Consider the following 23,346-nt stretch of genomic DNA (forward strand, 5'->3'; position numbering starts at 1 on the left):
TTTTATTGCTTAAAATAAAAGTTCCAATAATTAAATAGCTTAACAAATTTCCTTACATTTCTTAACAACAGGTAAATATCATGCATATACTAATGAAAAGAAAGGAGTTAAAATATGATAATTCATGTTGTTCAGCCTGGGGATAGCATATATTCCATTGCGGCTACTTACAATGCTTTACCTAGGCAAATAATTAGAGATAATCAGCTTGCTAATCCCAATTACCTTGTTCCTGGTCAAACAATTGTTGTATTATTTCCTAGTCAATATCATACAGTAAGACCAGGAGATACACTATCGTCTATTGCAGAAATGTATGATACATCAGTAGTTAAACTTATGCAAAATAATCTTCATATTACTGATCCAACTAATCTTGCTTTAGGAGAGGAAATAGTAATAAGTTATGAAGAACCAAAAATAGGACCTATTCATGTGAATGGCTATGCATATCCTATTATAGATAGAAATGTATTAAGAAAAACCTTGCCATATTTAACTTATTTAACACTGTTTACCTATGGTATTACACCTGAAGGTAATCTTATAGATATAGAAGATGAAGAATTAATACAAATGGCGAGAGAATATGGAGTTGCACCACTTATGCTTATTTCTACATTGACGGAAGAGGGAACATTCAGTAATGAGTTAGCAAGTGTGATTCTTAATAACCAAGAGGCACAAAATAATTTAATTGAAAATGTTTTAAATACTTTGAAAACTAAAAACTATTATGGACTAGATGTAGATTTTGAATTTATATTGCCAGAAGATAGAGATGCTTATACTCAATTTATAAGAAATTTGACAAATAGATTAAACGAAGAAGGTTTTATTGTATTTACAGCACTAGCTCCTAAAGTATCAGCTGACCAACCAGGTTTATTGTATGAAGCACATGATTATCCTGCATTAGGAGATGTATCTAATAGAGTGCTATTAATGACTTATGAATGGGGTTATACTTATGGTCCTGCAATGGCAGTAGCACCAGTAGACAAAGTTCGAGAAGTACTAGATTATGCAATAACGGAAATTGATCCAAATAAAATTTATATGGGTATACCAAACTATGGATATGACTTTATTTTACCTTTTGTAGAAGGGGTTTCCAGAGCAGAGTCTTTATCAAATGTTGAGGCTGTAGAATTAGCAGGAGAGGTTGGCGAATATATATTATATGATGAAACTGCGCAATCTCCATATTATGTATATTATGATGCTCAAGGAAGACAACATCAAGTTTGGTTTGAAGACGCAAGAAGCATTCAAGCAAAGTTAGATTTATTTAACGAATATGGTTTCGAAGGTGTAAGTTACTGGAATATAATGAGGTTCTTTCCTCAAAATTGGCTTGTTGTTAATTCGTTATATGATATAGCTAAAGTATTATAATTTAATTAAAAAACCAAAACCATTTCGATGTTATAATAGGGACAGAATCCTGTCCCCACTTTTATTATTTCATTTACAATAGTCATTTTACAAGAAAAATAGCATATATATAGAATATATTGGTATAAAGTGTAGGAGGTTTTCAATGAATAATAAAAACAATAATTATAGAGTTATGAAATTTCTTGAACCAGTAAATAAAAAAGATAAAGCTAAAGGTTATGTGCGATTAGATATTAGAGGTATAAGAGGAAATATTTTAGTTTCTGTAGAAAACTTAGGTGATGTTAAATCGACTAGTGATGTTTACTTATACAAGGATAAAATTAATAAAATCAAATTAGGTCAGATTAATAACAAAAGGGGAATGATTAAAAAAATTCTTACTTTTGGAAATAATAATGCTATTGAAGATTATAATACATGTGCAATTGTTAACGATAAAAAAATTGTTATGTACGCTAATTTATTCAATACAGTAAGTTTGGAAAGTGTTAGAAAGTTAGAAGAAACAGATAATGAGGAAAATTATAATGTAGATATAAAGTCAATGGAAACAGAACAAAAAGAAACAAAGGAAATACATAACGAAGAAAAAAATTCAGAGGAACTTATTAAAGGTAAAGATAAAGATGAAGAAGTAGAATTAGTCCAAAACAATGATGAAAAAGATATTGTAGAAGATGAAGAAGAGAAAGAAGAGAAAGCAGATAAAGGAGAGAAAGAAACTGAAAAAGTTATAGAAACTGCTAAAAAGCAAGTACCTGAGAAACAACCTCAAAAACAAAAGGATTTTAAGAATGATATTAGGAATTTAGGAAATAAAGATAAAATTTCCGATAAAATAGAAAGTGAAGCAGAAAAAAGAGCGGGATTAGAAGCTGTTAAGAAAAAAGTTTATAAAAATAAATTTGAAGAAAACTTATATAAAGCATTAGGCAAATATGAGAGAATAGAACCTTTATCAGTAAAAATAAAAGATTTATCTTGGTGGTATATTCCTTATAATGAAAAGGGTATAAAAAATGGTTCTTTACCTTTTTACAATAAGGTAATTAGCTCTTATTATCCATACCCTGTTTCATACAGAGTCACTACATGTAGTGGACTTATGGAAAAATATGAACACTATGTATTTGGTATTTACAAAGATAAAGGTAATGTTAATCGATACGTATATGGTATACCAGGAGAGTTTAAAAGAGATGAACAACCTTATAAAGGAGTAACTGGATTTAAAAATTGGTCATATAAAAATAAAAAAACAGATGGGGAGTACGGCTACTGGTTAGCTTTTGTTGATTCTAATTCTGGAGAAATAACAGATCCGCCACAAATTGTATTAATTAAATAATACTGTACAAATAATAATAAATTTGCTATAATGTATAGACTAATTAAAAAGGAGTTTAATAAACAAATGCCGCCAATTAGTACACATATGCATTTTGGTAAAATATTTATTGAGAACACCGATGATGATATTGACATACCCAGTTTTATTATGGGAATAGTGTATCCCGATACGATTAACGATGAAGATTTTGAAGAAGTTCATAGTTTGGATGAAGATGGAAACATTGATGTTAGAGAATTTTATGAGCAATTTGACTTTAAAAGGTTGAATCTAATACAAAAGTCATTTGTATTAGGATATTATTGTCATATATGGTTTGAAGAATATTATAAATTTAATGCAAGTAAACTGATCGTACATAATAACCTAGAATTAAATGATGAGGAATTAAGTGCGGGAGTAAAAAATATACTTAGATATTATGACGATAAAGCAATTGGTAGTTATTATGATAAAATTAAGATTCAGATTAAAGAATATAATACTAATTTAAATTTGAAAGAATTAGATAGTGATAGCATAAAATTAACTAAAGATAAAATTCTGAAATACTTTAAAGAAACATCACCTAAAAATGTTTATTTGCAATTAATAGAAGAAGATGAGTATGTAAAATTTATTTTCAACAGTTATAGAAAAATAATAAAATCATTATAGCATAAACTCCTATATGGGAGTTTTTTTATTTTATAAATATTTTTAAATTGACTGTTTAATTAAAATATAATATAGTATGAAGTAGTCTATATTAATAAGGTGGTTAAAAGTGAAATATAAATATGTTTTTTTTGATTTTGATGGAACACTTGCAGATACCGAAGAAGCTAATTTTGTAATATATCAGAAATTAGCAGAAAAATATAACTTAAAAAATATAACGATAGATGAATTAGGTCACATTAAAAAAATGAGTGCAAAAGAATTAATTGAATATGTCGAACTAAAAAAAAGATATCTTCCTTTTATTTTGAAAAGAGGTAAAAAACTTTTAACTCAAGATATTAAAAATGTAAGCATATGTAAGACAGATATATTTAATGTTATTAAGCAATTAAAAGATATGGGCATTAAAACTGCTGTCTTAACAACCAATTCAAAGACCAATGTAAAAATATTTTTAAAAGAACATAATGCAGATGTGTTTGATTTTATTTCAAGTTCGTCAATGTTTGGCAAGGAATCAAAAATGAGAAGAATTATGAAAAAAGAAAAAATTAAAAATAGTGAGGTTTTATATGTAGGTGATGAAATAAGAGATATACATGCTGCTAATCGCGCATATGTAGATATAGCTTCTGTAGCGTGGGGTTATAATACAGTTGAAAGCATTAAAAAGAATAAACCAAATTATTTGATTTATGAACCAGAAGAATTAATTGAAATTTGTAAAAATTAAGAAACGAACTATCGCTTTAAACATCAAATCATAGTTCGTATTTTTGAATTATAAACATAAATATTCTATTGAAATTGTTGCACTAGCATAATTTTTGTGCTAGAATACAAACAATATAAACATAGGGAGGTAATATATGAGTAAAATGATATATACTATAAAACCTGAACATCATAATATATCTGATTTAACAAAAGTTCTAACTGAACATCCAGAGATACAATTTGTATCATTTATGGGAATAGATATTGGTGGAAATGGTACAGATGAAAAAATTCCAATTAAATTATTTTTAAAAGATATGGAAGAAATGTTATCCAAAGGCATTCAGACAGATGGTTCTAGTGTTGAACTTCAGGGAATTGCAGATTTAAGCGATGCAAGAGTTGACATATTACCTGACTTAGATTGTACGTGGTTTGTTGATTATAATTATGATTATTATAATGATGAAAACGGACTACCAGTAGGAACTCTAAAAATACCATCCTTTATAATACACAGTGGTAAACAAGTTTGTTCTAGATCAATTCTTAAGAAATCAGCTGATAATTTTAGAGTTAGAATTAGAGAAATATTGAAAAGCAATCCAGAATTAATAAGAAAATATGATTTTAAATATGATGATATAGATGATATATTGTTAACTGCTGCTACTGAGCTGGAAATGTGGGTGAAGACTCCTGAGCAGAGTGCTGACTTTGAAGAACTTCATACATCACAAATGTTGAAAGAACAATATTGGAAAAGAACAATGGGTACTGTAAGAACAGTTCTTGAAAAGATAATGGATCAACTTGAATATTATGATTTAAAACCAGAAATGGCCCATAAAGAAGTTGGTGGCATAACAAATAGTATCGACTCCAAAGGTAGAATTACTCATGTGATGGAACAATTAGAAATTGACTGGAGATTTACTGACACGCTTCAAGCTGCAGACAATGAAATATTTGTAAGGGAATTAATTGAAGATCAGTTTAGGCATCATGGACTAGAAGTTATATTTAAAGCTAAACCTATTGAAGGTGTTGCTGGAAATGGAGAACATACACATCTTGGAGCAGCGTTAAAACTCAAGGATGGTAAAAGAATTAATTTATTTGCTCCTCTAGATTTAAAGGAAGATTATTTAAGTGAAATTGGTTATGGATCTTTAATGGGGATTTTAAAAAACTACGAAGTAATTAATCCTATTGTTTCAGCGACAAATGATGCTTTCAATAGATTGAAACCGGGTTTTGAAGCTCCGGTATGTATAGTAACTTCTTTAGGCGGCACTAAAAAATCACCTTCAAGGAATCGTTCAGTATTAATTGGTGTTATTAGAGATATAGAAAGTCCACAAGCTTTAAGATTTGAATTAAGGGCACCGAATCCATATTCAAATACTTATTTATTAATTTCAGCATGTTATCAATCGATGTTAGATGGAATAACTAAGATTATAGAAGCTAAATTGTCAACAGAAGATCTTGAAAAAGAAATATCTAAGAAATATGGTGAAAATGGAATATATCTAGAGAAAAATAGAGAGTATAGAAGTGAAGAAGATGTATTTGAATCATATACAGAAGAAGAAAGAAATAAACTTTATGGTAAGGCACCAGCAACGGTATGGGAAAACTTAAAGGGATTCGATTCAAATTCAGACAAACATAAAATTTTAAAGACTGGTGATGTATTTACTGATGAAATTATTAATTCATTTAGAATATCTACGGCTGAAAAATGGAAAAATGAACTTAGTGGAAGAATTATACATGACAATATAATGATATTGAAGACTTTCGTAAAACTTCATAATGAACAAGACCATGCGACTGATTTAGATGTGGTTAATTGGGAAAAGATTGTATATCTTAAAACGAAACTTATGAAGGACAGTATGTCTAAAAAATGCATATTTACAAAAATAAAGACTGCATTGAAAAAAGGTGATTATGATACAGCATCTGATTTACAAAAACAAATGAATGAAAAAATGACAGAAATCAGAAACTTATATATTGAATATAAAAATAATATATTTTAAATTTTCGACAAAATAAAATAAAATTACAACTATGAATATTGTTAATAAGGGCGTTCGAATCTCAAAGAGTATTGAAAAAGAGATTCAAACGCTTTGTTTTGTAATAAAGAGATTGAAAAAATAATAAATTTTATGCAAAATGTAAAATATTTTGAATTATGTTTAAATATTAATAATTGGTATAAATATGTAAAAATAATAAATAAGTGTTTACAAAAAAAAAAAAATATGATAATATTAATATGCATCTAAAATGAAAAACGTTTCCAGTAGGGAATACGTTTTGGGGGGTGCAAAATTATAGTTGGCGTATAATATAATAATGTATTTAATTCAATTGAAGTGATAACGTTTTTAATAGGGTTTATTTTGAATATGGGTGAATAATGCTAGTATTATTATTTAAATTGGAATAAAGATAGAATTATTTTATGCGCGAAAAAATATTTAGTGGAGGAGAAATATGAGTAAAGAAAGGCAAAGAAAAGAACCTACCTTTTTAATTTCTATCATACCAGTTATTGTTACAGTCGCACTATTAGGTATTTCTATCATTGTATATGGAGCAGATGTTCATATTCCAATTTTAATGGGTGCTGCTCTTGCAACAGTAATGGCTATTTATTTATTAGGTATTCCTTGGAAAGAAATTGAAGAAGGTATTGTTGAATCAATTGGTAGTACAATGCAAGCGATTTTAATTCTTGCAATAGTAGGTATTTTAATTGGAACTTGGATATCAGGTGGCGTAGTTCCAACAATGATTTATTACGGATTACAAATATTATCACCTACATTTTTCTTAGTAGCATCAGTTATCCTTTGTAGTGTAGTTGCTATAGCTACAGGAAGTTCTTGGACAACTGCAGGTACAGTTGGAGTGGCTCTTATAGGCGTTGCTCAAGGACTTGGAATTTCTGTACCATTGGCAGCAGGTGCAATAATATCAGGTGCATATTTTGGAGATAAATTATCACCATTGTCTGATACAACGAATTTAGCTCCAGCAATGGCAGGAGCAGAGTTATTTGACCATATTAAGCATATGTTCTATACAACATCTGTTTCTTATGGAATTACTTTAGTAATATTCCTTGTTATAGGATTAAGATTTAAAGCAAATGCTTTAGATACTAGCGAAATTAGTGGAATTTTGGGAGCAATTGAAAGTATATATACAATAAATCCATTATTAATGTTAATACCTGTTATAGTTATTGTAATGGTTGCTATGAAGGTTCCAGCTATACCTGGTTTGATTATAGGTTGTTTTTTAGGTGGATTTGCTACATTATACCAAGGTGGAGATTTTGGTCTTTTATTAGATGTTGCAAATTATGGAACAGTTGCAGAATCAGGTCATGAAATGGTTGATGAACTGTTAACTAATGGTGGTTTGCAAAATATGATGTGGACTATTTCATTGATTATGTGTGCATTAACTTTCGGTGGAGTATTAGAAAAAACAGGAATGATGGCTGTTATAGCTAATAAATTACTTATATTGGCAAAGAGTACAGGTTCATTAATTCTTGTAACAGCAATTACTTGTTTATTCGTAAATACACTTTGTGGAAATCAATATCTTGCTATAGCTCTTCCTGGTAAAATGTTTAAGGATGAATATCATAAAAGAGGATTGGCACCTAGAAACTTATCTCGTGCCTTAGAAGATACAGGTACAGTAACATCTGCTCTTATTCCTTGGAATACATGTGGAGCTACAATGTCAACATTCTTAGGTGTACCTACAATAGCATATCTTCCATATGCATTCTTTAATATTTTAAGCCCTATAGTAACTATTATATTTGGATTTACAGGAATTACTATAATGAAACTTGAAAACGATCCTGCAGCTCCAGAATATATAGGTCCTGCTTCTAAGAATAAAGCATAATTAAAAAATACTGTTAACTAACTATGACCCTAGGACTTTCCTAGGGTTATAATTTTATATAAAATGAATTGTTTTTTATTTTTATTTAAAATATATTGACTAATTTTACCATTCGTTATAATATTAACTTCAAATAAACATCATAATTATTAAGTATTGATTTGTTATCGGTATAATTTATAAGGGGTGTATTTTATGGACTTCAAATATAAATACAAAGAAGAACTAGATAAATTACTGGAAAATGAAGACAATTTTGAATACTTTAATCATTTAATAAAAAAGCTTAGGAAGTATAATACAGAAGCTACTAAAGAAATTATAGATGAATTATTATTGTTTGCAATTGAAAATAATTTAAATAATACTATTGCATGGATTTATTATTATTTAGGATGGTATTTTATGGATACATCTAAATATAACATGTCAGTAGAAGCATTTTTAATTTCGAATGATGTTTTTGAAGATACTGGTGATGAAAAAGGCTTAATGTATGCATGTAACGGATTGACTAATGTATACTGTCAAATTGGGCAATTTAAGTTAGCAAACGAATGGGGACTTAAAGGTATTTCTTTATGTGAAGATATGAATGATAAAGAAGCATTATGTACGTTATTAATAAACACAGGTATCAATTACATACAAATGAAAGATTTCATAAAGGCTAAAGGTATTTTAAAAAATATAAAAATGATAAACTATGAATTAAATAATTCACAAAAAATATCTTATTTTATTGCTTTAGCTGAAGTGGAAATTAATATAGGAGAACCAAACAAGGCGCTTGTATATTTAGATGGAGCTTCAAAATTAGATGATAGTTTAAATATGAACACCGATACAAGTGAAATTTTCAAACTAAAAGGAATGGCTTATGCAAAACTTTATGAATATGATTTGGCAGAAAAGGAATTTATAAAATGTTATGATTTCTCCAATCAGCAGGGTTATATTTACGAAAAATGCAGTTCATTAATAGAGTGGTCAAAACTTTGTGTTAGAATTGGTAGATATGATAATGCAATACAGACATTGGAATATGTATCAGTAATAAGCAAAACAAATGATTTCAATGTATTGATGAAAGAATCATACCATTTATTATATGAAATTTTTAAAAAGTTAAAAAATGAAAAAAAAGCACTTTATTATTTGGAAAAATACATCGAAATTGATGATTTAATATATGACTATGAACAAAATCAGTTAATGGCAAAAATGAATATAAAGCATACCAAAAGGGAAGCTAAATTATATAAATTGTTGTATGATAGAACTGAATTATTATCTTCCATAGGTCAAAAAATTATATCCAATCTTAATATTAACTCTATAATCGATTTAATAAATGAAGAACTTAACAACTTAATTAAAGCTGATCTTATGGGTATAGCATTATACGACTGCGAAAAAGGAGATGCAGCATACAACTATATTTTAGTTAATTCTAAAAATAAATCTACTAGTCAGTTCAATGTAAATGATAAACATGCCTTTGGTGCATATTGTATTAGAAATAAAAAAGATATTATCATAAATGACGTAACAAAGGAATATAAGAAGTATACTAATTTAAAACCTGACGATTTTAATAAAGATATATTTGAAAAATCAATGATTTATACTCCTTTAATTATAAAGGAAAAGGTTGTAGGTATCATTACAGTTCAAAGTTATAAAGAAAATGCTTATGATAAGGATGATTTAAATATACTAAAAATTATTGCAAACTATGCAGCAATAGCAATTGATAATGCTATGTCTTATAAGAAATTAGAACATATTGCAACTTTTGATAATATGACTGGGTTTTTGACAAGATTTGAAATTACAAGGTTAGGTCAAATATTATATGAAAAATTTAAGGAGAAAAGTTTTAGCATAATAATGATTGATATAGATGATTTCAAATCAATTAACGATACATATGGTCATATTTATGGTGATAAAGCTTTAAACATGGTTTCTTCAGCAATATCTGATTATGTTAGGAGTAGTGATTATATCGGGCGGTATGGAGGAGATGAATTCTTGCTTATTTGTCCAGGTGCTACTAAGTCTAAAGCAATAGATATAGCAGAAAGAATTAGAAAGGAAATATATAATAAAATTTTTATTTTGGAAGATGATATTTCTGTGAAAGTAACTCTGAGTTTAGGCGTATATCAGTATGGTGAAAATGATACATCATTTATTGATGGTGTAAAAAAAGCAGATAAATATTTATATATGTCCAAGGAAGGTACTAAAAATAAGGTTAGTTGCGATATTTAAAACTTTACATAGATTTTACAATCTCATGCTTTCTTTTTTACTAAACAAGTATATATTTATGACAAAATTAATAAACAATAGAGGAGAAGAAAGTAAATGAAAAAAAGTAAAGTATTATCAATATTTATATCTATATTATTGTTATCTTTAGTATTTGTAGGATGTTCACAAGCAGAAAAACAAGAAAAAGAAGGTTTCGATTATAATAAAGAAATTACTGTAGTAGCTAGAGATGCTGCTTCTGGTACTAGAGGAGCATTCCATGAATTAATGGGTATTATACAAAAAGAAGGAGATACGGAAGTAGATAAGTTAGTTGTAGGCGCCCTTGAATTTGATGGAACTGACAAGGTAATCACTGCAGTAGAAGGAGATAAATTTGGTATTGGATATATTTCATTAGGATCTGTAAGTAATAGAATAAAAGCTGCAAGTGTTGATAAAGTAGAGCCAACTGTTGAAAATGTTAAAAATGGCAATTATTCAGTAGCAAGACCTTTCCTTTTAGTGACAAAGGGAGAAGAAAGTGATTTAGTTAGAGATTTTCTTAGTTTTGCAGAATCAACTCAAGGACAAGATATAACAAATGAAATGAATTTTATAGGGGCTGCAGATTCTCCAATTGAATACTCTGCTTCTGGAATGTCTGGTATTATTAAGGTTGCAGGATCAACATCAGTTACCCCATTAATGGAGAAATTACAGGAAGCTTATACTGAACTTAATCCAGATGTAAAATTTGAGATGCAATCTAATGGATCTTCTCAAGGAATTAAGGCAGCTATAGATGAATCTTATGATATTGGAATGGCTTCTCGAGAATTGAAGGAAGAGGAAGCAGGACAATTAAACAGGTATGTTTTAGCAATTGATGGTATTGCAGTAATAATAAATAATGAAAATCCAATAGATGATATTTCATCAGAATCTATAACAAATATCTATACTGGTGAAATTACAAAATGGTCAGAAGTAAAATAGAAATGCAAAATTATAGTAAATCTAATGTTAAAGAAATCCTAATGCAGACAGTATTTTTCGGGTCTGCATTAGTTTCAGTAATAGCAGTTATCGCCATCTGCCTCTTTTTACTTATGAGAGGTATACCTGCTATTGCTGAGATTGGATTTATTGATTTTATATTTAATGAATCATGGAAACCAACAAATAACCCTCCCTCCTATGGAATACTATCAATGATAGTTGGAAGTATTTATGTAACAGCAGGCGCAATTGTAATAGGCGTACCAATAGGTATAATGTGCGCAGTATTTTTAGCAGAATTTTGTCCGGACAACTTATATAAAATTATTAAGCCAGCAGTAAATTTACTATCAGGCATACCATCTATTATTTTTGGTTTTTTCGGAATGGAAATAGTGGTGCCTTTTGTAAGGGAAACAATAGGTGGAAATGGATACAGCATAATATCTGCTTCAATTATACTTGGAATCATGATACTTCCAACAGTTATATCCTTAAGCGAGTCATCTATAAAAGCTGTTCCTTCTAGTTATAAAGAAGGGTCTTATGGTTTAGGAGCAACTAAAGAAGAAACTGTATTTAAAATATTAGTTCCAGCTGCTAAGTCTGGTATATTTACTTCTATTATCCTTGGCATAGGTAGAGCAATAGGCGAAACAATGGCTGTTGTAATGGTTGCTGGTAATGCTGTAATGCCTATTGATAAAATTAAGTTGCTTAAGCCAATTAGAACCTTAACAACTAATATAGTTACAGAAATGAGTTATGCATCAGGATTGCATGAAGAATCACTAATAGCAACTGGTGTTGTTCTTTTTGTATTCATTATTATTTTAAATACAGCACTTAGTTTGATTAAGGTTAAATCAAATAGTTAGATATATTTTATAGAAAGGAATTATTATGGAGCAAACAATAAAACTAGAAAGCAATTTAAAACAAAGAAAAATAAAGTCCGTAATTCTTCAAACAGTTGTATGGTTGTGTGGAATAGTAACAGTGGGCATATTAATTTATATAATATTGTTTATATCGCTAAGAGGAATACCTAATATTAATTTTAATTTTCTTTTTGGAGAGTATAATTCAGATACGCTATCAGCTTTTTCTTCAATTGTAACTACAATTGAGATGATTATTATATCCTTATTAATAGCAGTACCAATAGGTGTTTTTTGTTCTATATATCTAACAGAGTATGCCAAAAGAGGAAATAAAGCTGTAAAGGTAATTAGACTTGCAGTCGATACATTAGCAGGAATACCATCTATAGTATATGGATTATTTGGTATGATATTTTTTGTAAAGTTTTTAGGTTTTAGAGCTTCAGTGTTGTCAGGTATAGGAACAATTTCTATTATGATATTACCTTTAATTATAAGTTCAACTGAAGAAGCTATTAAAGCAGTACCTGATACTTACAGAGAAGGTAGCCTAGGACTTGGAGCAACTAGATTAAGGACAGTATTTAAAATAGTGTTACCTGCTGCAATGCCAGGTATACTATCAGGTGTTATCCTTGCTATTGGTCGAATAATTGGAGAAACTGCAGCACTTATTTTTACAAGTGGAACTAATGTCTTAAAAAATCCTACCCTTAATTTGTTTGTATCACAAAGAACTTTAGCAATTCATATGTATATGTTAGCAAGTGAAGGATTGCCTCATTCAAAAGATATGGCCTTTGCTACCGGTGCAATTTTAATAATAGTTGTGCTTTTAGTTAATTTCACTACAACAAAACTTGCAAGTAGATTAGGGAGGATAAGTAATGAAAAATAATACAAAAATTAAGATTGAAAATATAGATTTATATTATGGAGATTTTCACGCACTTAAAAATATTAATATGGAAATTAAAGAAAAAGAAATTACAGCTTTTATTGGTCCGTCAGGATGTGGAAAATCAACATTATTAAAATCATTAAATAGAATGAATGATTTAATAGAAAATGTGAAAATTACAGGACAAATATATTTAGATAATATCGATATATATAAAAATATGGATCCAACAGTATTAAGAAGAAGAGTTGGAATGGTTTTTCAGAAACCAAATCCATTTCCAATGAGTGTTTATGAAAATGTAGCTTATGGGCCTAAAACTCATGGATTAAAACAAAAATCAAAATTAGATGAAATTGTAGAGCAAAGTTTAAGGTCTGCAGCTATGTGGGATGAGGTTAAGGATAGACTTAAAAAAAGCGCACTTGGCTTATCAGGAGGACAACAACAGAGATTATGTATTGCAAGGGCAATATCAGTTAATCCAGAAGTTATTTTATTAGATGAACCTACTTCTGCCTTAGACCCAATTTCTACAATGAAAATAGAAGATTTATTAATAGAAATTAAAAAGAAATATACAATAGCTATAGTAACTCATAATATGCAGCAAGCAACTAGAATTTCTGATAAAACAGGATTCTTTCTACACGGTGAAGTAGTTGAATTTGATGAAACTGAGAAACTCTTTTCAATGCCTAAAAATAAAAAAACTGAAGACTATATAACAGGAAGATTCGGTTAGAATATTGATATTAAATAAATGAGGAGGCAAATATAGATGAGAAATAGATTTGATAAAGAACTTGAAAGTTTGAATTTGGAACTTATAAAAATGGGGGGTCTCATTGAATTATCAATAGAAACTAGTTCAAAGGCATTTATTAATCAGGATTTAATTATGGCTAAAAAAGTGAATGAGTTGGAAATTGAAATTGATGAGATGGAAAAAACAATTGAAAGTCATTGCCTAAGGTTATTGTTACAACAGCATCCAGTAGCATCAGATTTGAGGGTAATAAGTACTGCTTTAAAAATGATAACTGATATGGAGAGAATTGGCGACAATGCTGAGGATATAGCAGAAATTACTAAATATTTAGTAGGTCAAACATTTATTAAAGAAATTGTTCATATTCCACAGATGGCAGAAGCTACCATACAAATGGTGAAAAATAGTATAGATGCTTTTGTAAATAGGGATAAACAATTAGCAGAAGAAGTTTGTTTATCTGATGATATAGTTGATAATTTATTCCATATAGTAAAAGATGAACTTATAGAGATGATACAAAAAGACAAAAAAAATGGTGAACAAGCTGTTGATTTACTCATGATAGCTAAGTATTTTGAAAGAATTGGTGATCATGCTGAAAATATAGCAGAATGGGTAATATTTTCAATAACAGGTGAACATAAAAAATAAATGGAGGATTTCTTGTGAAACTTATATATTGTGTAGAAGATGATGATGGAATAAGAGAATTAATTAAAATTGCATTGAATACAGCAGATTTCGAAGTAATAGGTTTTGAGGAAGCAAAAGATTTTTATGAAGAACTTAAAATTAAAGTTCCTAATTTAATACTTCTTGACATTATGCTCCCTAAAACCGATGGTATGACTATTCTCAGAGATTTAAAGAAAGCTCCCTTATATAGAGATATTCCAGTAATTATGATTACAGCTAAATCTATGGAAATAGACAAGGTTAAAGGATTAGACACTGGCGCGGATGATTTTATAACAAAACCCTTTGGAGTGTTAGAACTTGTAGCAAGAGTTAAAGCTGTATTAAGACGTTCTGGAAAAGAGGAAGATAGTATTATAGAGAACAATGGTCTTGTACTTGATTATAGTAAACGTACATTGAACTATAATGAAAATTCTATAACTTTAACTTATAAGGAATTTGAATTGTTGTATTATTTAATGTTGAATAAAGGTATAGTTTTATCTAGAGATAAGATTCTTCAGAAAATATGGGGATTTGATTATGAAGGAGAAACACGCACAGTTGATATGCATATAAAAACTATAAGACAAAAACTTGAAAGTGCAGGATGTCCTAGTTATATTAAAACTATTAGAAGTGCAGGATATAAATTTGAGGAGTAGATGGATGTATGAAAAGAAGGTTGCTTATAATTATAATTTTTATATCTGTTTTTACTGCAACTGTTACTAGTTTGCTGTCTACATTAGTATACTATGGTTTCTATACAGACAATGCAAAAGAACAGATAAAAACAATAACAAACTTAGTATCTGAAAATTCAGAAGATTGGAAAAATAATAATAGTATTTTAAAGTCTGTAAATAATATTTTGAAAACTGTTAATTATAGTATTCGATTTACTATTATCGACAATAGTGGAAAAGTAACTTTTGATAATCAAGCAAAACTAGAAACTTTAGACAATCATAGAAATAGGCCAGAGGTTGTTGAAGCATTTAATAAGGGGTATGGTGAATATACAAGACATTCAGATACAAAGAAAACTGATACATATTATTATGCTATCAAATTAGATAATAATACAATCTTAAGATTATCAAGAGAAATAAGCAATATAAGAGATGTATTCAAAAATATTTTACCTATGATTATAATACTGTTTATTATAATTATAATAATTGATTTTTTTGCAGCCACATTCTTAACAAAAAAAATAATGAAACCCATTAATTATATGTCAAATTCTTTAGATGATATATTGGAAAAGGAAGATAATTTCGAAATTAATATTTATGAAGAGCTTGAACCTTTTGCATTAAAAATAAAAGAGCAAAAATCAAAAATTAATGAATATATTGAATTCATAAAACGCGAAAGAGATACAATTGGAATAATTACAGAAAATATGAAAGAAGGTTTTATTCTCATTAATAAAGATAAAAAAATACTTTCTATTAATTCTAGCGGTAAGCGAATGATGCAAAATGATAAATTCAGTTTAAAAGAACATAAAAATATATTAGAACTTACAAGAGATACCGATATTTTGAGAAATATAGACAAGGCTATAAAAGAAAATAAGCATATAAATTATGATTTAGATAAAGATAAACTTCATTATAGATATTACTTAAGTCCAGTAAGAGAAAAAGGGAATGTTGCGGTAGAAGGTCTTTTGATATTAATAGAAGATATTACGTTAGAGAAAAATGCTGAAATAATGAGACGTGAATTTACGGCTAATGTATCCCATGAATTAAAAACTCCTTTAACTTCAATGATTGGCTTTGCAGAAATGATTAAAGAGGGGTTAATTACTGACATGGAAAGTATAAAAAAATACTGTAGTATGATAAACAGCGAGGGTTTAAGGCTTATAACATTAATTGAGGATATTATGAGATTATCAAAAATAGAAGAAGGAATAGAAGCAGGGGAGAAAAACATAGTAAATCTAAGGGAAATTGGAGAAGAAGTGTGTCTATTATTACAAAATAAAGCAGATGCTAGAAATGTAAAAATAAATTTTCATGCTGAAGATATAAATATTAATGCTAATAAAAATTATATTAATGAAATGCTATATAATCTGATAGATAATGGAATTAAATATAATAAGTATGGTGGAAATATTAAAGTTAATATCTATATAAAGGACAAATTTATATATATTGTAGTTAAGGATACAGGCGTTGGAATTCCGATAGAATGTCATAATCGAGTTTTTGAACGTTTCTTTAGAGTCGATAAAAGTAGATCGAAGGAAACCGGGGGAACAGGTCTAGGACTATCAATTGTTAAGCATATAGTAGATATATATGGAGGGCTTATAGCATTAAAAAGTAATGAAAATGAAGGGACAGAAATAACTGTGAAATTTCCACATAATAAGCTATTATAACAGTTTTCTAATAAAAATTAACGACTATGTAATTCAGATATTTGAGAAAATATTTATGTTATATTTTCATTACTGAAAGACTTTAGTCGTTATTTATTTTTTTATTGATAAAATGCAAAAATGTTGGTACAATTAAATGTAACTTCTAGCCTCGTAATGTGATGTAATATGTTGAATAATAGAATGGAATGAGTGATTACGTGTTCGGTAATGTGACAATAGATAAAATGGAATTAAAGTTTAAGGAATACTACAGTTACAAGGGATATTATTGTGGACTGTGTAAGTGTTTAAAGACTAAATTTAGCAATAAATCAAGAATTACTTTAAATTATGATATGACTTTTCTTATTTTGCTTTTAAGTTCTTTATATGAACCTGAAAATAAAGTGTATAATGAAAGGTGTATAGTACATCCGAGTAAAAAGCAGACAATTATACAAAATGAAATAACTGAATACGCTGCTTCAATAAATATAATTTTGTCATATTATAATTTAATTGATAACTGGGAAGATGAAAAAGATTATAAATCTTTAGTATTATCTAAAATATTAAAAAAAGAATTTAATAAATCAAGTTCTGAATTAATAGAAAAGGCAGAAAAAATTAAAAGATTTTTAAAGGATATGTCAGACTTAGAAAAGATAAACGTCAATGATATTGATGCTGTGTCAAATGTATTTGGCCATCTTATGGAAGAAATCATTTTATATAAAAAGGATGTTTGGGAAGAGACACTTAGAAAGATTGGTTTTTTTCTAGGAAAATATATTTATTTACTAGATGCTTATGAGGATATGGAGAAAGATAAAAAAAATAAATCTTATAATCCATTTAATAATATAAAATCTCAAAATGTTGATGAATATGCAAATAGTTTGTTAATTTTAAATTTGTCATTTTTAAGTGAAGAAGTTGAAAAATTACCTTTGTTACAAGATAAGGGAATTATAGATAACATAATATACTCAGGAATACAGGGTAAGTTGAATAAGCAAAAGAAGGAGATTATTGATGAAAGATCCATATGAAGTATTAGGTTTGAAGAGAGGCGCATCAAAAGAAGAGGTGAAAAGTGCCTATAGGAAGTTAGCAAAAAAATACCATCCGGATATGAATGTAAACAATCCTCTTCAAGATTTAGCAGAAGAGAAATTTAAAGAAGTGCAATGGGCATATGATGAAATAATTAAGGGTACAAGTTCTAGTTATGGATCAAGTGGAGGGTATAGCAGTAATTCAAATAATAATAATGGCAGTAATTTAAGTTCAGTTAGACAACAAATTAATGTTGGTAGATTTCAAGATGCTATTAGAACTTTGAATAGTATATCAAACAGAGATGCAGAATGGAACTTTTTGATGGGAGTATGTTTTGTTAATATTGGTTCAGTAGGTCAAGGAATGCAATATGTGCAACGTGCTGTGAATATGGAACCAAGGAATGTGGAATATCAAAATTTTCTAAGTCAGATTATGAATATGCAAAGAGCATATCAAAATAGAGCATATAGGTATAACTCAGGCAATAATAGCGTTGATTGTTGTACACAACTTATTTGTGCAGATTGTTTATGTGAGTGTTTGGGGGGCGACTTAATATCATGCTGTTAAAAAGCAAGGATATAGCATATTTAGGAGTATTGCTTGGAATAAATCAATTATTTATAATTCTTTCATCTGTAATAGAAACGAATACAATTATACTTTTTGCGGCTGCTGCTTTAATAATAGGCATTGTAAGAGTTGAATTTGGGGTTAAAAGCGGAGTGGTTTTTTACGTTGCTTCATGTATACTTGGATTCTTTTTAACTTTCAATAAAATTGAAATGATTACATATATTATTTTTTTTGGGTTATATAGCATAATTAAATCTATAATAGAATGTAAGATAGATAAAAAAGTTACTTCTTGGATAATTAAGATTATTTGTTTTAATTTATTAATTGTTATTTTATACTTTACAATAAAGGCATTTATTGTTTTGAAGTTGTACTGGTGGATGATAGTTTTAGCTCAAGTTTTATTTTTAGTATACGATTATGCATTTACTGTATTTATAAATTATTATATCAATATAATAAGACCAAAATTGAAACTGTAACGACGTAATTTGTAGGGGACGCATTGCATGCGTCCCGCGGTTTGCATAAAATGCAAACCCTACAACGTAATCGCGTGAATCAAAATTGTTCATCATTTATCGCATTATATGTTAATGGTAATCTTCTTTTATGCTCAGTTTTTTCGTGGGCATTTTTTATTTTGGTAATGGCTTCTGGCGTTCCGTTACTTGTATTTATATATTCATCAATTTCTGAATAAGATACACCCATTTCTTTTTCATCTGTCTGTCCTTCAAAAAGACCTGCTGAAGGTGCTTTTTGAATTATACTTTCAGGGGCATTTAAAAATCTTAAAAACTCATATGTTTCAGTTACAGTTAAATCAGCAATTGGATTGAAATCATAGGCACCATCACCCCATTTTGTATAATAACCCATATATACTTCGCTTTTATTTCCTGTACCTGCAACTAAATAATTTTTACTCTGACCAATACTATATAGAGTTGTCATTCTTAGTCGTGGAGCTATATTAGCTTTAGCTGTATCAGTAACATTTGATATTTCTTCAACAGAAGATAATAATGCTTTTTTAGTATTTGTTAAGTCAACTGTAATATAATCAATATTAAATTGATCAGCAACCTTTAGACCATCCTCCATATCTTCTCCAAAGTTACGTTTAGATTCACATGGCATAATTACTCCTAAAGTATTCTCGCAGGCCATTTTACATAAAATTCCTACTAAGGCACTGTCTTTACCACCACTGTTTCCGTAAATTATTCCAGATGCTTTTGATTTATTTAGTATTTCTTTTATAAAATTTACTCTGTTTTTTAATTCAATAACATAGTTTCTCATACAATCCTCCTTATACTTTATCTGAGATTACTTCATGATTAAATAATCTTCTCTTTTAGCTCCAACTGATACATATTTAATTTTACAACCAATTTTTTCTTCAATGTATTTTACGTAAGCTAATGCTTTTTCTGGTAGGTCGGATTCTTTTCTACAACTGCTGATATCGCATTTCCATCCATCTACATATTCGATAACTGGAGTTGCTATATCTAAGTAATCTCCTGTTGGAAAATATTCTATAACTTTATCATTGATTTTGTATCCAGTGACTACTGGTACTTTATCTAGGTATGACAATATATCAAGCTTTGTTAACGCTAATACGTCTGCTCCCTGTACCATTACACCAAATTTTGATGCAACTATATCAAAGGGACCAACTCTTCTTGGCCTTCCTGTAGCAGCTCCGTATTCTCCTCCGGCTTTTCTTAAGGCTTCAGCTTCGTCGCCAAACATTTCACATGTAAAAGGACCTTCTCCTACACAAGAAGAATAAGCTTTCATTATTCCAATAGTATTTGTAAGTTTATGTCCTGGTATTCCTGAACCAATAGGTGCGTATGCTGCAATAGTAGATGATGAAGAGGTATAAGGGTAAATACCAAAATCTATATCTCTAAGTGCTCCAAGCTGTGCTTCAAACATAATTTTTTTGCCTTCTTTAATTGCTTTTTCAAGAAATATACCCGTGTCACATATGTAATCTTCTATTCCTTCCGAGAATTTTACTAACCAGTTATATATATCATCCGCCTTGAATGCTGTAGAATTATAACCCCCTTCGATTAGTAAGTTTTTCCACTGAACTATTTCTTTAACTTTAGATTGTAGACTTTTTTTATTTAACAAATCTCCCATTCGGATTCCCTTTTTTAAATATTTATCACCATAAACAGGTGCAATACCTCTTCTAGTAGATCCAAATTTTTTATCTTTTAATCGCTCTTCTTCTAAGATATCTTGTTGTACGTTATATGGAAGACATATTATAGCTCTGTTGCTTATTTTAAGATTATCTGAAGTAATATTAATACCAGATTTTCTCAATTTGTTTATTTCACCATTGAGATGTTCTAAATCAATAACCATTCCATTGCCCATTACATTAGTAACATCAGCCCTTAAGATTCCCGATGGCAGTAAATTTAAAATATATTTACCAGAATCATTAATTACAGTATGGCCAGCATTGTTACCACCTTGATATCGGCAAACTATATCATATTCGCTAGATAATAAATCTACCATTCTTCCTTTGCCTTCGTCTCCCCAATTGATTCCAACTATTGCTGTAAGCATATAAAACCTCCGTTTTGTTTAATAAAAAGATTATATATTTTGTGAATATTAAAGTCAAGGAATAAGTTCATATTAGTCTTTTATGACAAAAATTACAAATGTCAAAACAACAAAAACATGTTAAGTTTTGTTGATTAAGAGTATACAATATGTTAAAATATTATGAACAATTAATTAACAACAGTTGGGTGATGGGTAACAATTGAATGTATATTGTTTGCTAATATCTATTAACATTGATTGACAAAATCGGGAGGACTTATGACTAAGAAAATTAAATGCGCTATTATATTTTTATTATTATCAATAATTTTAACCGCTTGTTCTAATCCAGTACAAGGGAATACATCCACACCTGAGGAGGAAGAAATATTAGAACCTTCAGAAGAAAATCACGAAAATGAAGAAAAAGATGAAATTTCTGAAGAAGAAAAAGCAAAACTTGAATTAGAAAAGAAAATAGCAGAAAGAGAAGAATTAGAAAAAAAGAGAAAAGAAGAACTTGGAGAATTTTATGTTCCTTTAGTTCCAATAGGAGAAGAAAGAGAAAAAACACCAGTTGAAGTAAAAGCACTGTATGCAACCGGTTATACAGCGGGCAATGAATTAAATAGAGATAATATTGATGCATATGGCGAGTATGTAAAAGCTTTGGCGGATAACGACACAAAGAAGATTAATGAACTTTATCCAAAAGCTGAAGCTGCTAATAAGTTTGAACGAATAGTTGGACTTGCAATTGGTACAGAAATAAATGCTATTGTTATAAATGTTAAGGATGATAATGGCTTTATTACCTATGAAAGTCAAGTTAAAATAGTTCAAGATATGAACGAGAATACGCCTATTCCTATTAAAGATATTAATAATATGATTGAAATATTAAATGAATATGATATTTATACAATAGGTAGAATAGTTGCTTTTAAGGATAAGAACTTTGCGGTATTAAGTCCAGAACATTCAATACAATTGAAAACAGGAGGAACTTGGTTGGACCCTAACAGCGGGAATATTCCTTGGATAAATCCTTTTGATAAATATGTATGGGATTATAATATAGCTATAGCTAAGGAAGCTGCACTTTTAGGATTTGACGAAATTCAATTTGATTATGTTCGTTTTCCTGATGGAGCTAAACATTACAATCCTATAACAGAGTTTCCAGGAAGAGACGGAAGAGATAAAGATGAAGCAGTGGCTGACTTTTTAGAATATGCTTATAAAGAACTCGAACCATATAATGTTTTTTTAGGAGCAGATGTTTTCGGATTGATAACAAGAACATGGGATGATTACCCAGAAGATATAGGACAAACATGGATTTTAATGGGAGAGCATGTTGATAATATGGCTCCTATGGTATATCCTAGCCATTATTCAACTGGATGGTATAATTTAGAGAATCCTAATGCAGAACCTTATTTAGTTGTTAAAGGAGCTATGGAAGAAGCGTTAGAGAAAAATTCGTCTATGGAAAAACCACCAATTATAAGACCTTGGATACAGGATTTTGATTGGGCTGGAATAGAATATGGACCTAAAAAAATTAGAGATCAAATAATTGCAGCAAAAGAATTAGGTATAAATGAGTATATGATTTGGAATCCAGCTAACTCATATGATCCTTATTCATATATACTAAGTGATATAGAGAAAAAGTCAAATTATCCTGTTGATAAAGGAGAACTTGATTATAAAGAAAAATCACCTTCTGATGCAGCAGATAAATATTTATCAGGAATGATGACTGAAAGATACAGTTATATGTATTTAATGACTCCTGTTGGAGACAGGGATAAGGAATTTGAGAAATTTGTTGAGATAGAACAATCTAAAGGAAATAATCTATTAAATTACAAGGTATACAGTTATCAAATTGATGAAAATGATGAAAATAAAGCAACTGTAGATTTGTATTATAAACTTGAAACTACAAAAAATGGAACATCAGAAATTATAGAAAAAGATAATGTTAAATGGGTGGCTATAAAAGAAAATAATATTTGGAAGATACAAGCTAATTTTAATTAATCGTAATTTCTTGTAGGGACGCAATTGTATGCGTCCCGTTTTTTATTATATAGGAAAGTTCTCCTTTCCTATAATAAAAAA

At 28.9% G+C, this 23,346-nt stretch carries 20 protein-coding genes; 18 read left to right on the forward strand and 2 right to left on the reverse strand.

The window, feature by feature from the left end; all coding sequences use genetic code 11:
* Positions 1-114 precede the first annotated feature (114 nt).
* From U8307_RS09820 to U8307_RS09900, 17 genes are all read left to right on the forward strand, one after another.
* Positions 115-1,398, forward strand: coding sequence for a glycosyl hydrolase family 18 protein (locus U8307_RS09820; protein WP_326907422.1), 1,284 nt, complete (start codon positions 115-117; stop codon positions 1,396-1,398).
* 145 nt (positions 1,399-1,543) lie between these two features.
* On the forward strand, positions 1,544-2,752 hold the full coding sequence (locus U8307_RS09825; RefSeq protein ID WP_326907424.1) for a hypothetical protein: 1,209 nt from the start codon (positions 1,544-1,546) through the stop codon (positions 2,750-2,752).
* Positions 2,753-2,818: 66 nt separating this feature from the next.
* Positions 2,819-3,412 carry a hypothetical protein gene (locus tag U8307_RS09830; protein ID WP_326907427.1) on the forward strand — a complete coding sequence of 198 codons (594 nt, stop codon included), beginning with the start codon at positions 2,819-2,821 and terminating at the stop codon, positions 3,410-3,412.
* A 109-nt stretch (positions 3,413-3,521) separates the two neighbouring features.
* Positions 3,522-4,151, forward strand: a complete 630-nt coding sequence (locus tag U8307_RS09835; protein WP_326907429.1) for an HAD-IA family hydrolase — start codon at positions 3,522-3,524, stop codon at positions 4,149-4,151.
* A 136-nt stretch (positions 4,152-4,287) separates the two neighbouring features.
* Positions 4,288-6,186, forward strand: a complete 1,899-nt coding sequence (locus U8307_RS09840; RefSeq protein WP_326907431.1) for a glutamine synthetase — start codon at positions 4,288-4,290, stop codon at positions 6,184-6,186.
* A gap of 463 nt (positions 6,187-6,649) precedes the next feature.
* The gene (gene nhaC / locus U8307_RS09845) at positions 6,650-8,086 is read left to right on the forward strand and encodes a Na+/H+ antiporter NhaC (protein ID WP_326907432.1); all 1,437 of its coding nucleotides are present in this window, start codon (positions 6,650-6,652) and stop codon (positions 8,084-8,086) included.
* 195 nt (positions 8,087-8,281) lie between these two features.
* Complete coding sequence (locus U8307_RS09850; RefSeq protein ID WP_326907434.1) at positions 8,282-10,366, forward strand: diguanylate cyclase; 2,085 nt, start codon at positions 8,282-8,284, stop codon at positions 10,364-10,366.
* A 96-nt stretch (positions 10,367-10,462) separates the two neighbouring features.
* Positions 10,463-11,347, forward strand: coding sequence for a substrate-binding domain-containing protein (locus U8307_RS09855; RefSeq protein ID WP_326907436.1), 885 nt, complete (start codon positions 10,463-10,465; stop codon positions 11,345-11,347).
* The gene (pstC, locus tag U8307_RS09860) at positions 11,329-12,228 is read left to right on the forward strand and encodes a phosphate ABC transporter permease subunit PstC (protein WP_326907438.1); all 900 of its coding nucleotides are present in this window, start codon (positions 11,329-11,331) and stop codon (positions 12,226-12,228) included. The genes U8307_RS09855 and pstC overlap by 19 nt, the downstream gene beginning before the upstream one ends.
* Positions 12,229-12,253: 25 nt before the next feature.
* Positions 12,254-13,132, forward strand: coding sequence for a phosphate ABC transporter permease PstA (gene pstA / locus U8307_RS09865; RefSeq protein WP_326907440.1), 879 nt, complete (start codon positions 12,254-12,256; stop codon positions 13,130-13,132).
* Entirely contained in the window at positions 13,122-13,880 is a 759-nt protein-coding gene (gene pstB, locus U8307_RS09870; RefSeq protein ID WP_326907442.1) for a phosphate ABC transporter ATP-binding protein PstB, read from the forward strand. The genes pstA and pstB overlap by 11 nt, the downstream gene beginning before the upstream one ends.
* A gap of 36 nt (positions 13,881-13,916) precedes the next feature.
* The gene (phoU, locus tag U8307_RS09875) at positions 13,917-14,561 is read left to right on the forward strand and encodes a phosphate signaling complex protein PhoU (RefSeq protein ID WP_326907445.1); all 645 of its coding nucleotides are present in this window, start codon (positions 13,917-13,919) and stop codon (positions 14,559-14,561) included.
* Between the two features lie 14 nt (positions 14,562-14,575).
* Entirely contained in the window at positions 14,576-15,253 is a 678-nt protein-coding gene (locus U8307_RS09880) for a response regulator transcription factor (protein ID WP_326907446.1), read from the forward strand.
* Between the two features lie 8 nt (positions 15,254-15,261).
* A complete protein-coding gene (locus tag U8307_RS09885) occupies positions 15,262-16,995 on the forward strand; it encodes a sensor histidine kinase (protein ID WP_326907448.1) in 1,734 nt (577 codons plus the stop codon).
* A 188-nt stretch (positions 16,996-17,183) separates the two neighbouring features.
* Complete coding sequence (locus U8307_RS09890; RefSeq protein WP_326907450.1) at positions 17,184-18,029, forward strand: DUF5685 family protein; 846 nt, start codon at positions 17,184-17,186, stop codon at positions 18,027-18,029.
* The gene (locus U8307_RS09895) at positions 18,013-18,612 is read left to right on the forward strand and encodes a J domain-containing protein (RefSeq protein ID WP_326907452.1); all 600 of its coding nucleotides are present in this window, start codon (positions 18,013-18,015) and stop codon (positions 18,610-18,612) included. The genes U8307_RS09890 and U8307_RS09895 overlap by 17 nt, the downstream gene beginning before the upstream one ends.
* Entirely contained in the window at positions 18,603-19,103 is a 501-nt protein-coding gene (locus U8307_RS09900) for a hypothetical protein (RefSeq protein WP_326907455.1), read from the forward strand. The genes U8307_RS09895 and U8307_RS09900 overlap by 10 nt, the downstream gene beginning before the upstream one ends.
* Positions 19,104-19,182: 79 nt before the next feature.
* On the opposite strand, the gene nadE is transcribed toward U8307_RS09900, so the two are convergent.
* Both nadE and U8307_RS09910 read right to left on the reverse strand, forming a co-directional pair.
* Positions 19,183-19,929 (reverse strand): NAD(+) synthase, encoded by a 747-nt coding sequence (nadE, locus tag U8307_RS09905; RefSeq protein ID WP_326907457.1) that lies wholly within the window; start codon positions 19,927-19,929, stop codon positions 19,183-19,185.
* 27 nt (positions 19,930-19,956) lie between these two features.
* Complete coding sequence (locus U8307_RS09910) at positions 19,957-21,231, reverse strand: adenylosuccinate synthase (protein WP_326907459.1); 1,275 nt, start codon at positions 21,229-21,231, stop codon at positions 19,957-19,959.
* 261 nt (positions 21,232-21,492) lie between these two features.
* Here U8307_RS09910 and U8307_RS09915 point away from each other — a divergent pair, with 261 nt between their 5' ends.
* Positions 21,493-23,265 (forward strand): putative glycoside hydrolase, encoded by a 1,773-nt coding sequence (locus U8307_RS09915; protein WP_326907461.1) that lies wholly within the window; start codon positions 21,493-21,495, stop codon positions 23,263-23,265.
* Positions 23,266-23,346: the final 81 nt, after the last annotated feature.

This window comes from Sedimentibacter sp. MB31-C6, from assembly GCF_035934735.1.
Lineage (GTDB): Bacteria > Bacillota > Clostridia > Tissierellales > Sedimentibacteraceae > Sedimentibacter.